At 54.9% G+C, this 13,465-nt stretch carries 14 protein-coding genes; 6 read left to right on the top strand and 8 right to left on the bottom strand.

Annotated features, from left to right (window positions below):
• Positions 1-50 precede the first annotated feature (50 nt).
• Positions 51-2,174 (bottom strand): TonB-dependent siderophore receptor, encoded by a 2,124-nt coding sequence (locus tag M2406_RS15760; protein ID WP_259190586.1) that lies wholly within the window; start codon positions 2,172-2,174, stop codon positions 51-53.
• On the bottom strand, positions 2,167-3,282 hold the full coding sequence (locus tag M2406_RS15755) for an ABC transporter substrate-binding protein (protein ID WP_126501354.1): 1,116 nt from the start codon (positions 3,280-3,282) through the stop codon (positions 2,167-2,169). Before M2406_RS15755 ends, M2406_RS15760 begins: the two co-directional genes overlap by 8 nt.
• A gap of 220 nt (positions 3,283-3,502) precedes the next feature.
• On the opposite strand from M2406_RS15755, the gene M2406_RS15750 reads away from it, so the two are divergent.
• Positions 3,503-3,964, top strand: a complete 462-nt coding sequence (locus M2406_RS15750; protein ID WP_012005455.1) for a GNAT family N-acetyltransferase — start codon at positions 3,503-3,505, stop codon at positions 3,962-3,964.
• On the opposite strand, the gene M2406_RS15745 is transcribed toward M2406_RS15750, so the two are convergent.
• Positions 3,965-4,522 (bottom strand): class I SAM-dependent methyltransferase, encoded by a 558-nt coding sequence (locus tag M2406_RS15745; RefSeq protein WP_012005454.1) that lies wholly within the window; start codon positions 4,520-4,522, stop codon positions 3,965-3,967.
• A gap of 241 nt (positions 4,523-4,763) precedes the next feature.
• A complete protein-coding gene (locus M2406_RS15740; RefSeq protein WP_012005453.1) occupies positions 4,764-5,048 on the bottom strand; it encodes a DUF1471 domain-containing protein in 285 nt (94 codons plus the stop codon).
• Positions 5,049-5,357: 309 nt separating this feature from the next.
• On the opposite strand from M2406_RS15740, the gene M2406_RS15735 reads away from it, so the two are divergent.
• Entirely contained in the window at positions 5,358-6,539 is a 1,182-nt protein-coding gene (locus M2406_RS15735) for a low temperature requirement protein A (protein WP_112363364.1), read from the top strand.
• Positions 6,540-6,799: 260 nt separating this feature from the next.
• On the opposite strand, the gene M2406_RS15730 is transcribed toward M2406_RS15735, so the two are convergent.
• Positions 6,800-8,164: an esterase-like activity of phytase family protein gene (locus M2406_RS15730; protein WP_259190585.1), complete on the bottom strand. Its 1,365-nt coding sequence runs from the start codon at positions 8,162-8,164 to the stop codon at positions 6,800-6,802.
• 449 nt (positions 8,165-8,613) lie between these two features.
• Here M2406_RS15730 and aqpZ point away from each other — a divergent pair, with 449 nt between their 5' ends.
• A complete protein-coding gene (aqpZ, locus tag M2406_RS15725) occupies positions 8,614-9,309 on the top strand; it encodes an aquaporin Z (RefSeq protein WP_012005450.1) in 696 nt (231 codons plus the stop codon).
• A gap of 99 nt (positions 9,310-9,408) precedes the next feature.
• Here aqpZ and M2406_RS15720 read toward each other — a convergent pair whose 3' ends face one another.
• A complete protein-coding gene (locus M2406_RS15720) occupies positions 9,409-10,179 on the bottom strand; it encodes a class I SAM-dependent methyltransferase (protein ID WP_012005449.1) in 771 nt (256 codons plus the stop codon).
• Between the two features lie 117 nt (positions 10,180-10,296).
• On the opposite strand from M2406_RS15720, the gene M2406_RS15715 reads away from it, so the two are divergent.
• The 3 genes from M2406_RS15715 to M2406_RS15705 all read left to right on the top strand — a co-directional run bounded on the left by M2406_RS15715 (position 10,297) and on the right by M2406_RS15705 (position 12,613).
• Positions 10,297-11,082, top strand: a complete 786-nt coding sequence (locus M2406_RS15715; protein ID WP_041418477.1) for a helix-turn-helix transcriptional regulator — start codon at positions 10,297-10,299, stop codon at positions 11,080-11,082.
• Between the two features lie 126 nt (positions 11,083-11,208).
• On the top strand, positions 11,209-11,961 hold the full coding sequence (locus M2406_RS15710; protein WP_012005447.1) for a DUF2076 domain-containing protein: 753 nt from the start codon (positions 11,209-11,211) through the stop codon (positions 11,959-11,961).
• A 100-nt stretch (positions 11,962-12,061) separates the two neighbouring features.
• Complete coding sequence (locus M2406_RS15705; RefSeq protein WP_259190584.1) at positions 12,062-12,613, top strand: GNAT family N-acetyltransferase; 552 nt, start codon at positions 12,062-12,064, stop codon at positions 12,611-12,613.
• Here M2406_RS15705 and M2406_RS15700 read toward each other — a convergent pair.
• Both M2406_RS15700 and M2406_RS15695 read right to left on the bottom strand, forming a co-directional pair.
• A complete protein-coding gene (locus tag M2406_RS15700) occupies positions 12,607-12,864 on the bottom strand; it encodes a hypothetical protein (protein ID WP_012005445.1) in 258 nt (85 codons plus the stop codon). The genes M2406_RS15705 and M2406_RS15700 overlap by 7 nt on opposite strands.
• A 95-nt stretch (positions 12,865-12,959) precedes the next feature.
• On the bottom strand, positions 12,960-13,403 hold the full coding sequence (locus tag M2406_RS15695) for a thiol-disulfide oxidoreductase DCC family protein (protein ID WP_259190582.1): 444 nt from the start codon (positions 13,401-13,403) through the stop codon (positions 12,960-12,962).
• Positions 13,404-13,465 lie beyond the last annotated feature (62 nt).

Here is a 13,465-nt window from a genome sequence, read left to right as displayed (position 1 = left end):
TTATCCGACGGCAGATACCCGCCGCCGGACTGGCTTCCCGGCCCGCCAAATTAGAAGTCGACGCTGGCACGCAGCACCACTTCACGTGGTTCCCCCACCGCCACACGCAAATTGCCGCCGCTGGAAGGATAATAGGTTTTGTCGAACAGGTTCTTCACGTTCAACTGCCATTTCACCCGGTAGCCATTGACCGGCATGATGTAAGCGGCGAAGGCATCGGCAACGGTGTAGTTATCAAGATTAAAACTGTTGGCAGCATCGCCAGGGCGGCGGCCCACATAACGTGCACCGGCTCCCATGCGCAGGTTGTCTCCGCTGTATAGCCCTGGGGAGCCCAAATCCTGCGTCAGGAACAGTGAAGCCGTGTGGCGCGCCACGTTGGTCATTTCCTTGCCCTTGTTGTCCGGGTCGTCCACCACCCGCGCATCGGTATAGGCATAAGAACCGATCAGGCTCAGCGAGTCGGTAATATTGCCTGCGACATCCAGCTCCACCCCCTGCGAGCGCACGCGCCCGGCGGTGCGGGTCACGGTTTCGCCATTCACCAGTTCGCTGACCATCACGTTGCGTTTGGTGATATCGAACAAGGCCAGGGTCCCGGTGACACCGTTCGGCAACTCAACCTTGCTGCCCACTTCCCAGGCCTTGCCCTGTTCCGGCGGTAGCGAACCAATCTGGCTGGCGATGGAAGAGTTTGGTTTGAAAGACTCGGTATAGCTGCTGTACAGCGACACATACGGCGTCAGCTTGTAAACCATCCCGGCGCGGGGCACCAGTTTGCCATCGGAGCTGTCGGTATTGGTGACAAACGGCCGCCCTTTGCCGGCAAACACGTCAAAGGCGTCGTAACGCAATCCACCCATCACCAGCCATTTATCGGTCAGCTGCACGGAGTCCTGCATAAACCAGCCGTAGCTGGTGAGGTTTTCACGCTGATCGCTGTCTTTGGCGCTGACGGCGTTCGAGGTAGGCATCTGGCCGTAAACAGGGTTGTAGATATTGAAATCACTGTTCTTCTTGCCGCGGATCATATCACCGCGATAGGTGCGATTATCTTCAAAATCAAAGCCGAACAGCATTTGGTGGTTGATGCTGCCCCAGTCGACGTCACCGTTGAGCGTCAACTGCACCGCGTTGGCATGGCTGACCGCATGGGCGGTGGAGTCGGCCTGGCGCGACAGCACGCCGGTTTCAGGATCCAGAGCCAGCGCACGTGCCTGGTTGTCGCTGTAGCTGTTGCGGCTGTAGGCGTAGGTCAGTGAGCTTTTCCAGCTCTCGTTCAACACCTGATCAACCTGCAGGGTAACGCTGTCCTGATCGCCACGCGTGGCGTTATAGCTTTCGTCGAAGCGACGATCGCGCGGCGTATTCACCGGTTTGCCGGTACGCGAATCGATGATGGTACCGCGATCGAACGGCACCAAATACTCCATATGCTCGTAGGCAACGCGCACCGTGGTGCTCTCGCCGAACCACATCAGCGACGGTGCGATCACCGTCTGACGGTTGCGGCCGAAGTTGCGCCAGTAGTCGGTCTCGTCGTGATCGACAATCATCCGATAAGCGAATCCTGAAGTCCCCAGCGGCCCGGTCACGTCCAACTGGCCGCCACCGCCCTTGAAGCTGCTGCCCCAGCCTTCCACATGGGTGTGCTGCTGCAACTGCGGCTTTTTGGTGATCATATTGATCATCCCGCCCGGTTCACCCATGCCGTACAACATCGAGGCCGGGCCTTTCAGCACCTCAACCCGTTCGGTGGTTGGGGTAAAGTTACGTGCCTGCACCGAGCGCACGCCGTCGCGCAGAATGGAGCCGTCGCGGTTATCACCAAAACCACGTTTCATCACCGCGTCCTGAGTTCCCCCCAACGTATTCGCCTGGGTGATGCCGCTGACGTTATACAGCGCCTCATCCAGGCTGCTGACCGCCTGATCGGTAATCACCTGCTGCGGCACCACGTCGATAGCCTGCGGCACGTCCAGCAGGCTGGTTTCCGTGCGGGTGCCGGTCACGCTGGTCAGCGGCTGATAGCTTTGTACGCCATCGGCCTGTGCCTGGCCAACCACCACCAGGGTTTCGCCCTTCTCTGCGGTTTTGTCGGCACCGATCGCCGGTACAGAGGCGCAGGCCGCCAGAGGCAGTGCACACCACCAGCCACGTTGGGTGTTATTCATTATTTAACTGACTCCAATAGGTCCCTGAAAAAGGTAACGGCAAAAATTGTTGATATAACTGCTTAAAGGTCTGCTGCGGGTTGATGTCTGCAAACAGATCCGGATAGAAGGTTTTGGCGAACATCTCAACCGCGACAACGTGATAAGGGCTGAGATAAAAGTTGTGCCAAATGCTCCAGGCCTGGTGATTTTTTATGGCTTTCAGATTGACGAGCATCGGTTGTTTTTGCATCACCCGGCTAAAGCTCTCATCGGCTTCCTGCTGGGTGACCAGCGGCCCAAGGCGCAGATCGGAAAAATGCTTGCCCTGCGGCCCGGCCATGCCGGTGGCGATGTAGATGTCAGGATTGGCGGTCAGAATGGTTTCCGGGTTCAGCTCACCGTAGACGCCTTTGATACTGGCGTTGGCAATATTGTCGCCGCCGGCAAAGGTCAGCAAGTCACCGAGGTTGCCATGGGCCGCCGTGGTGCAGCAGGTTTCGCGCCGCCCCAGGTGCAGGTGCAACATCACCTTGGGTTTCGGCCCCTGATAACCGGCCAGCCGCTGCTGGATCACCGCCATATGCTGTTGATAGAAGTTGATGAACTGCTCTGCGCGCGGCTGACGGTTAAGCACTTCGCCCAACAGGCGGACGCTAGGCACGGTGTTGTTCAGCAGATCGACCCGTAAATCGACGTAGATCACCGCAATGCCGGCCTTGCTCAACGCACTCAGCAATAAATCACTGTCACCCTCTTCCCGCGCATAGCGCGCGAGGATCACTAAGTCCGGCTTCAAGCGGATCAGGTTTTCAATATTTACCTGGCGGAAATTGCCCTTGCTGATAGAGGGGATCGCTTTGATCTGCGGAAATTTCTGCGTGTAGAGTTGCCAGCTTTGCGCATCGAAACGCGCCATATCTTCCGGCCAGCCAACGATACGTTGGGCGGGGTTTCCCGGTTCGAGCAGCGCCAGGGTATACAACATGCGGCTCTCGCCCAGCACAATACGCTGCGGATTGTCCGGCACCTCAACCTGACGCCCCGTAATGTCAGTGACCATTTTTGCCTGAACGCCAAAAAAGCCGAACAGCAGGGAAAGCAGCAGAAAAATGAGGGAATTGCGCATCAGTGAGCCGGATTAGCCAAAATATGCGCGCATGATAATCACTCTCATTAGCACTTTCAATCACAACAGGCAAAGAGCGAGTCAAATCCGCTGAATTACGCAGTTTCGTCACTGATGCGTGCAAAACCGCTATAAATACGGTTTTATTAAGTTAAAAAAGCGGTCGATAGTCCGCTAGCGGGTGAGCCAGATTGGCTGATAATTAAAAGGAGGGGCAGAGATGACTCAACAGATTATTCCACTGACCGAGTGCCCAGAGTTTAGCGACGTTTGTGCCGCATGGGCCTTTGGCCAATGGGGTTCGCAGCGCGGCGGTTCTCTGGAACGCACGCGTCAACGCTTTGCCCAATGCGCGCAACCGAGTGAAGACTACACCACCTTGTTGATGCTTGAAGACGGACGCCCGCTGGGCATGGCCAGCCTGTGGCCGAGTGACGATCATCACCGAATGGACCTTTCCCCCTGGCTGGCTGGGGTGTTTGTTCATCCTGACCATCGCCGTCAGGGCATTGCACAGCGTCTGGAGGCCGCCATTGTCCAACTGGCACGCCAACGCAACCATCCCGTATTGCACCTGATTACCGATAAATCAGAACCGCTATATACGGGTTGGGGCTGGCAAACTATCGAACGTCGGCAGCAATATGATGGCCAGGTGGTGGTGATGGAGAAAAGGCTTTAGCTAACGCGGAGTACAGACGTACACCAGCGCCGGCGGGAAGTTACGCACTACCCGCAGTCGTTTCCAGTGGAAGTAGCGGGACAGTAATTTTTCCGACAGGTGACTGTACTGGAACAGTACCAGCGTGCCATTGCGTGCACGCAGGCACTGCTGCGCCTGCTGCAAAATACGAATACTGATTTTAAGCGGAATTGACAGCAGCGGCAGGCAGGAGAACACCACGTCATAATCGCGAGCCATCTGTTCCGCCGACCGGTCCATTACCTGCAGGCGGCGATCGTCGATTTTCCGCAATTGATGGACAAAGTTTGATTGAATTTCAAAAGCTTCCAGCGAAGCATCGGCGCGCATGCGTCCCAATATGCGCTTGGTCAGCACGCCGTCCGCCGCACCCAGCTCCGCGATCGACAATGCGCCTGTCCATTCAATCTGATTGAGCATCGCCTGGCACAGCCAGGGGGAAGAAGGCGCCAGGGTGCCAATGGTGCGTGGCGAAGCCATAAACTGCTGGAGATAGGAAAAGTGGTTCTTCAGTTGCAGCCGTGTCGCATTTAACATTGGGGCCTCCTTAGGTTGAGTAGCCACCAATCTGAACTCAATTCCTTAAGTATTCATTAACATGTGTCCTAAAACCACCGACACAGTTGTAATAAAATGCAACTGACAACCGAAAAAAACGGCTGTGGATAATGATCATCGGGTTAGCCAATAATGGCCTTTCCGGTCAGATTATTATCCACAACCGTTTATTTTATCGGCCACTTATTTAAGTGACCGATTTTAATTTACTGCCTGATAATTACCGATAGATTTCCGCATTACCACGCCAGTTGCTGGAGTCCCCCGGGGTGTCCAGCCCAATAATACGCAGATGGCTGGCGCCATCCGCCTGAGCTTTTTCTTTCAGCGCGTGAACCGCATCAGCCGGTGAACCACTGACACCGGAAACCGATACTACGCCAAGGCTCTGCAGGCCACTGGCTTGTTCAGTGTTGACCTGTTTTACCGATGACAGCGGCGCTGCAAAGGAAGAAAACGAAGCGGCTGCCAACAGAACTGCTGCGATGCCAGGTAATAGTTTCATGATTAACTCCAGGTGTTTTTGTTTATTTCGTCGTATCAGTGGAGTTAATTATCCGCCAGGCAGTGAAAATGGACGTAATCCAATGTAAAGAACATCAATCATTGTGACGAAAATAAGGAGAAGGTGAGTGCAGATATGTCTTACAGGGAATAATAGCGCTCTACACAGCGACTCTACTCTCGGCGGATGACAATTAAAAGTCCGTTTGGTCAATCAAAAGATAAAAACCTCACTTTTAAGATTTCTCTCCCACCTGCAGGTGGCTGAACTACGCTATTGCTGAAGGTTACCATTTTGGAAGGACTCTCTATGTCACAAACCTTACTACGTGTACGCGATGGCCATGGGGCCTCGGTTTCGTTCTCGGAACTGTTGTTCGATCTGATCTACGTTTTTGCCGTTACCCAACTTTCCCACTATCTGCTGCACCACCTGACGTTAACCGGTGCGCTGGAAACCCTGTTGTTATGGTTCGCCGTCTGGTTGGCGTGGCAATACACGGCCTGGGTCACTAACTGGTTTAACCCGGATACTCGCCCGATTCGCATCCTGCTGTTCGCCATCATGCTGTTGGGGTTGTTCGCCTCATCCGCGCTGCCGCAGGCATTTGGTGAACGAGGACTGACGTTCGCACTATTTTACGTGGCAATCCAGGTTGGCCGTTCACTGGTAGTCCTGAATCTGTTACCGGCCCACCATCCGCTAAAACAAAACTTCCAGCGCATTCTCGGCTGGATGTGCATCTCGGCGATTTTCTGGATCCTCGGTGGCCTGACGGAGGGCAACCATCGACTGCTGCTGTGGGCCGTGGCGGTCCTGTGTGAATACGTTTCGCCGATGTTCGGTTTCCGCTTACCGGTGCTTGGCCGTTCCGACAGCAGCAGCGAATGGACGATTGAAGGCCATCACCTGGCAGAGCGCTGCCAACTGTTTGTCATTGTGGCACTGGGGGAAACCATTCTGATCACCGGTTCCACCCTCAGCGAAATGGAGTCCTGGACAGCGCCGGTGCTGATTGCGTCACTGGTGGCCTTTCTCGGCAGTCTGGCGATGTGGTGGGTTTATTTCGATACCAGCAGCAAAGCCGGCAGCCATGCCATCAGTCAGGCAGCAAACCCTGGCCAGTTGGGTGCCTATTTCCATTATGTCCATGTGGTACTGGTGGGTGCGATCATCGTCTGCGCCGTCGCCAATGAACTGGTGATCGCCCACCCTGACGGCCACATCAATAACGTGACGGCAGCGGTGCTACTGCTGGGCCCGGCAATTTATCTGCTCGCCAATGCGCTGTACAAGAGACTGGTGTATCGCCGTTTCCCGCTGTCGCACTTACTGGGGCTGATCGCGCTGGCGGTGCTGGCACCGATTGCCTATCTCACCGATTTATTGATGGTGAACGGCCTGACCACGCTGATTATGGTGGCCGTGGCGGTATGGGAAAGCATCTCGCGTGGCAAAGCGTCACAGGCTAACCGCGACGCTATCATATAAGGAAAGAAGCAGGGGGCCATGCCCCTGTGAGTTTGATGGCAAAGTTGTCTTTGAATCCGAGATACCCGGGCCTAGCGCACCGAGGGGCCATTATGGGACACGTCCATGTGTCCCACCCTTCGGGCCGACTGGAAGTCGTTCCAATTTGCTCCCGGCAAATTGGTCGGCAGCTAAAGCCGCTACGACCCCTTCGGCACGCTCTCCCTAATAACGGGCTTTGTCAGTAGTCTGACCGGGGGCCTCACCCCCGGCCGTGGTGTTTACTTCAGCGATTGCGGCAACGTCAAGACCCAGAGTTCGCTGAGCGACTCCGGTTTTTCCAGCGGCTGCAATTCGATACGGGTCGAGACGGTTTTGCCATCAAGGCTCAGCTTGCCCTGTTGATCCAACTGATAATCACCGATTTTACTGGCCTTCGGCTGCGCGTCTACCAGCTTGGCCTGCAGACCAAAGTCATTATCGTTGATGACCGCCAACGTGCGATCGTCAATCAACGACAAACCTTCCACTTTCTCCTGCTGCCAGCCCAATTTGCGCAGATCCACCACTTCACGCTTCTGGGCCAATTTCACGCCACGTTTGGCGAGATCTTTCGCATCGTCAAATTCCAACGCCTTACCCTTGCCGTCAAAATTCGTCAGGTCGGTTGCCTGGCTGAGATCAACCAGGTAGATCTTGTTGATCATCTGCTTGTCTTTGTCGCTGCCCTGCTCAACCAACAGGATGTGCTGATCATCGACCGCCACAATGTCGCCGACCTTGGCGTCTTTAGCCTTTTTATAGCTGTCGATATCGATCGGATAGCCGTACATCGCCGTTTTACCGCTGGCGGGATCAAAACTGACCAGGCGGGTGAACTGCGCCTTGTTCTTGCTTTTACCCTCAACGTCGAGCGTGCTCTGTACCGCCGCTAAAATCCGTCCGTCCGGCATCCGGGTAATGCCCTCAAAGCCGCGATTCGGCTGGCGCCACTTGATGATATTCGGCAACCCACCGGCCACCGCCTGCTCGCCCTGCTCCGGCGTTGGGCCGTATTTGGCAAGGATTTTGCCCTGGCTGTCGATATGGATCAGGAACGGACCGTATTCGTCACACAACCAGTAACCGCCCTTGCCGTCCGCAGTGATACCTTCGGTATCCAGCCCGCGCCGGTCGCTCTGCAAGGTTTTCAGCGTATCGCTCAGCGCCACTTCGTTGGTGGAACCAATCAGGCCCGCCGGCAGCGGCAACCCGCTGATCGGCCCTTGCTGGTCATGCAGCGGGCGTGAATTGCCGGCAACGGCCTTGCCGCCGCCGACGCGAATATCCATCAACAACGGAACAAACTCCGGATTGGCGAAAATTTTCGCTTCCTGTTCACCCACTGCAGGTGCATCGGCATTGGGGCCGCGATCGGTCAGGGTGGTCAGCAGCAGATCCTGGCCTTCACGGCCATTGAATACCAGGCCCGAACCAATGCCTACAGGCAACCCCTGAGGGAAATTCCTGGCGAATGCGCCTTGATAGCTCACATGCTCGCCGCCGGGGAAGCTGACCACGTAGCGCGCCACCTCAACGTCGGTGGCGGCATAAGAAAACAGAGGGAACAACGAACTGATTAACAGCGAAACCGATTTTATTTTCATGGTTATGGCTCAGAGTTAAGGGGATGAAGTTGGCAGCTTGCTAAGGTATTAGTCCTGCATGACGATTTGATGACAAGACAGACCTAATGCCCTGAATTTTCGTGAAAATTAAATATAGCAAATAGGAATTAACAATTAACCCTGATAAACCCAATGGAAAAATCATATGAGAAATCGAAAATAGCCATGGCTATTTTCCGCCAGAAATACCTATACCGCTTAAGCTTAGGGTAAATTCTTATAACAGCGATAAAAAAATCAGCAAACGCACTGCAAAGCCACATATATAGCCGCATTCGCATAGACAAAGTTAATTAGCAGGGATTTAATATCTGTCGTTATTCAAGGTTCATTAAGAATAATCCTGATAGAAACCTGCATTAATTGAAAAAGGTGTTCTATAGTTTTTAGTGCTAACGCCCGTTAGTATTTTCCGTAGGATGGAGTCTATGTCAAAGCGACTTTTTGCCGAATTTTTTGGCACATTTTGGTTGGTGTTCGGTGGTTGTGGTAGCGCTGTATTAGCAGCAGCATTTCCACAGCTGGGTATTGGTTTTCTTGGTGTCGCGCTCGCTTTTGGTTTGACCGTGGTCACCATGGCTTATGCCGTTGGCCATATTTCTGGCGGGCACTTTAACCCGGCGATTACCGTGGGATTGTTTGCCGGCGGCCGTTTCGCCGCTAAAGACGTGATCCCCTATGTGATTGCTCAGGTTATTGGCGGGATTGCTGCAGCGGCGGTGTTGTATTTGATCGCCAGCGGCAAGGCAGGTTTTGACGCTACCGGCGGCGGCTTTGCCTCCAACGGTTACGGTGAACACTCACCGGGCGGCTATTCTCTGCAGTCCGCAATCGTAATCGAATTGGTCCTGACCGCATTCTTCCTGATCGTTATTCATGGTGTAACAGATAAACGTGCGCCTGCGGGCTTTGCTCCATTGGCCATTGGTTTGACGTTAACCCTGATTCACCTGATCAGTATTCCGGTTACCAATACTTCCGTTAACCCGGCGCGTAGTACCGGCGTAGCAATATTCCAGGGAACCTGGGCATTGCAACAACTATGGGTATTCTGGCTGGTGCCATTAGTGGGCGGTGTTATCGGCGGCCTGATTTATCGCTGCCTGCTGGAAGACAAGAAGTAATTTCTTACCTGGCAGTATTCTGTCAGGGCAGCCGCTATATCCCGTGTGTTTCCGATTGCCATCGGGAAAATGAAGGGTATATCGGCTGCCCTGAATTATTTAACCTCTGACGACTTCAAACATCATAATGTCGCTGGTGAATGAACCGTCCGGCTCGATGGCAAAATGCTGCAGCACATCTTCAGAGAGCCCCTGTTGCAACGCGCGAATCGCAATGACGAAATGCTCTGGCGTTCGCATGCGCTCCACCCAACTGCTGAACTCCAGATAAAGCCGATCCGACGTCACCTCCCGAACCAACAATCCAGACTCTGTCAGCAGACTCAGCCATTCACCTGGTGCGTAATTGCGCACATGTGAAGTATCACGCAGTACCTCTACGGTTTGCAGATAGATATCCAACAGCGGATGCCCCGGTGCAACCACATCCATAAAGATGGCCCTGCCGCCCGGTTTCAATACCCGGCGAACTTCGCGCAGCGCCTGGCCGACGTCATGCCAGTGGTGCGCCGAGTAACGGCTGATCACCACATCAAAGCTGGCATCGTCAAACGGCAGCGATTCTGCCACGCCCTGCTGCACCTGAATGTTGTTGAAACCTTTATCCTGCGCCGCCTGGCTTACCACATCCAACATCTGCGCCGATAAATCATAGGCCACCACCTGCGCCACTTTAGCCGCAGCAGTAAAGCTGGCATGCCCTGCGCCACAACCCAGATCCAGTAATTTGGCGTTGGCATGGGGTTCCAGCAGTCGTGCCAGCCGCTGTAAATCCTTTCCCTGTGCATGCACTGCACTGGTCAGGTAGGCGCTGGCCTGCTCACCAAACTGGCGGTCGACCGCATTTTTATGGCTATTGCTGATGCTCATAGGTGCTCCCTTTATTGTATGGCTTGCGCCTGTGCCGGATGGCTTTCAATGACTATAATTGGCTTATTATACGGGTACAATATAAGCAGTTATCCTAGTATCAGGAGGTACCAGTCTATGCAATCAGAAGCCTTATCCGGCCCTAAAGCCCTGGGGGCCTTCCTGCGTGCGCACCGGGAACGCATCACACCGGAAATGTTGGGTTTACCCAGCGCCCCACGCCGTCGCACCAGCGGCCTGCGCCGTGAAGAGCTGGCACAAATCAGCGGTATCAGCGCCACCTGGTATACCTGGATCGAGCAGGGGCGCGAAGTTTCCATATCCCCCCATACGCTGGCACGCATTGCCAAAGCGCTACGGTTGGGAGCAGCCGAACGTCACTACCTGTTTACCCTGGCTCGGGTAGCCGATCCCGAACAGGAGCAGCATCAGGAAACGGCGAATAGCGCCGTGTTGCAAAGCGTTCACCAGGTAACGGGGCCTTGCTACCTGCTGGATATCACCTGGAATGTCGTTGCCTGGAACCCGCAGGCGGAAAGCCTGTTCAGCGGTTGGCTGGGCCAGGCCGCTACCCCCAACCTGTTGCACTTTATGTTCTTCCATCCGTTGGCCAAAACCCTGGTCAGCGACTGGGATGACCGCGCGCGACGCGTGGTCGCCGAGTTTCGGGCCGAAACCAGTCACCATCAGAACACGGAAGAAATGCGTGCTTTCGTGCGTAACATGACGCACAACAGTGAGGCCTTTAACCACTGGTGGAAACAGCAGGACGTGCTGGCACGAGAAGGTGGCGAGCGTGCGTTTACCCACTTGCAACAGGGGGCATTGCGCTATCGGCAACTGACGTTTAACCCGGCGGAAAATAGCGGGTTGAAGCTGGTGATGCTGATCCCTCTGCCGTAACTGGTAACAAATTCATAAACAGGTTTACCTGCCATTTATTTATTGGTTCATATAAACGCGCTAGGGTGATAGCTACCGATGATATCCATCATCCAGTAACGTTATTCATCTCCTTGAGGTAATCCTATGCAATCCGAAGAACAACGTCTTATCGATGGTCTGTTTGGCCGCTTGAAAGAAGCCGAGACCAAGACGGGCCAGAGGGATCTCCAGGCAGAGCAGCAAATCAACCAGCACATCCGTGAACAGCCTTCCGCGCCCTATTACATGGCGCAGGCGATGATCATTCAGGAAGCGGCGCTCAAACAGTTGGATCAGCGGGTGAAAGATCTGGAGGGCCAACTTGCCCAACAGCAGCAAAATAACGCCAGCCAGCCAAGCAGCGGCGGTTTTCTGGCCGGGCTGTTCGGCGGCGGTAACCGCAGCACGCCAAGCCCGCGCGAGCAGTATCAGGCACAACAGCAAAATAATGCGGCGTGGAACAATCAGACACAGCCGGGCTATGCTCAGCAACAGCAGCAACCGGCTTACAGCCAGCCACAACAGGCAGCACCATCACGCGCCGGTGGGTTCCTTGGTGGAGCATTGCAGACCGCTGCCGGCGTGGCAGGCGGGGTGGTATTGGCCGATATGCTGACCGGCATGTTCCGTCACTCGCAACCGCAAGAGATTGTGAACATTATCGACGAGACCCCGGCAACGCCAGTGGATGACAGCGCGATGAGCAATTTCGACGCCTCCAACAACCTCGACACCTTCAACGGTGGCGATAGTCGCTTCCTCAATCAGGACAACGGTTTCCAGAACGCGGATTATCAAAACGATGATAATACCGACTTCTCTGATGACGACTACAGCGACGACGATTCGTTTATCTGATGCCGCCCCCTCTCCGCCTGGGGAGGGGTTTAATGTTTCTTGTTCCGCGCATCCTGGTCTACAGTTAACCCTTGCCAATGACCGCAAGTGACGAGAAACCATGCCGCAAATTCCCTCTACTCCCCCTTTTGTTAGCGCCCGCATGCTGATGCGTCCGCCGGTAGCCGACGATGTTGCCCGCTTTTACGCTATTTTTGGCGATCCGGAAACGCAACGCTTTAACCCCGCCGGGCCTGTCGCCAATGAGCAGTTGGCACAGCAGGCGCTGTCGGAGCGGATCGAAAGCTGGCGGCAGCACGGCTATGGTTCCTGGGCGATTGCGCTGCATGAACGGCCGGGGTGGATTATTGGATTTGGCGGGATTTCCTGGCGGCCGCTGGGGGCCCAACGTACGGTGAATCTGGGCTATCGTTTTGACACACAGGTTTGGGGCCGAGGATTGGCTACGGAACTGGCACAAGCCGCGCTGGAATATGGTTTCGAACAGCTACGGCTGGCAGAAATTTCCGCGATTGTTCGTGAAAAAAATCTGGCCTCGTGCCGCGTGTTGGAAAAAGCAGGTTTACGTCGGGTTGATACCCTCGATGACGTGCCCGGCGATACGCCCAGCCTGGTCTACAGCATCACGCGCAGGGACTATCAGGGCTACTGAACCGGAGGTTCGTCGTTGATTTTCGCCAGTTCCCGGCGGTAGGACTTCACCTTCTGGCGTTTCTTCAGCCAGGTGGTGGTGGATACGATAAAAATCAGCCCGGACATGGTCAGCACGCCGATCGGATGGCCGTAAAACACCATCAGGGCAAAGTAAATGGCAGAAACAATCGCTACCCATTTCGCCGTATTCCCCATCGTATTCTTTTCCTGACTTAAACGGCGGATGTGCTCTTCTTCACTGATTCCCATACTCTCTCCCGATTGGCTGAACGTTCCATTATATGGGGCCGGAACGCTGATATTTCAATCGATTAAAGGGTAAAGAAGCGTAAAGCTCAGCGAGTTTATTCGCCACGACGATGCAGATAGCGCTCCGGCAACTCAAGCCCAGGCAAGGCGCTGCCGTCGTTGCGCCCAAACAGCCGATAGCGGTTACGCGCCACCGCATTGTATAACGCATCCGCCAGCCGTTGCGGCAGAAAGCGAGCCAACGCCAGCAGGCGAAATGGCCAACCAAGCTGCCGCAGTGCCTGAAAGAACGCCGCCGAGCGCAGCCAATGCTGGCCCTGTGCCAGGTAAACAATAGAGTCAAAACGATCGGTAGGTAACGCCAGCCAGCGCAGAATGGCCTGCCCTTCCTCGGATTGCACCGTGGCCAGCAGGATCTTGCCTTGCCGATCGGTACGGATCAAAAATCGCACCAGCCCGTGGCACAGATTACATTCACCATCGAATAACAGCACCCGATCACCGGGTTGCAGATAAGGGGGGAGTCCTGGCCGATTCATCCTGCCTCCTGAGGGGTTGCCACCAGACTAACGCGCATTTCCCCTCAGTGCCAGCAGGCCCG

The organism is Serratia sp. BIGb0163 (assembly GCF_024809935.1).
Lineage (GTDB): Bacteria > Pseudomonadota > Gammaproteobacteria > Enterobacterales > Enterobacteriaceae > Serratia > Serratia quinivorans.
Note: the sequence above shows the minus strand (reverse complement) of the source record. Positions and strands in the feature narration are given on the sequence as shown.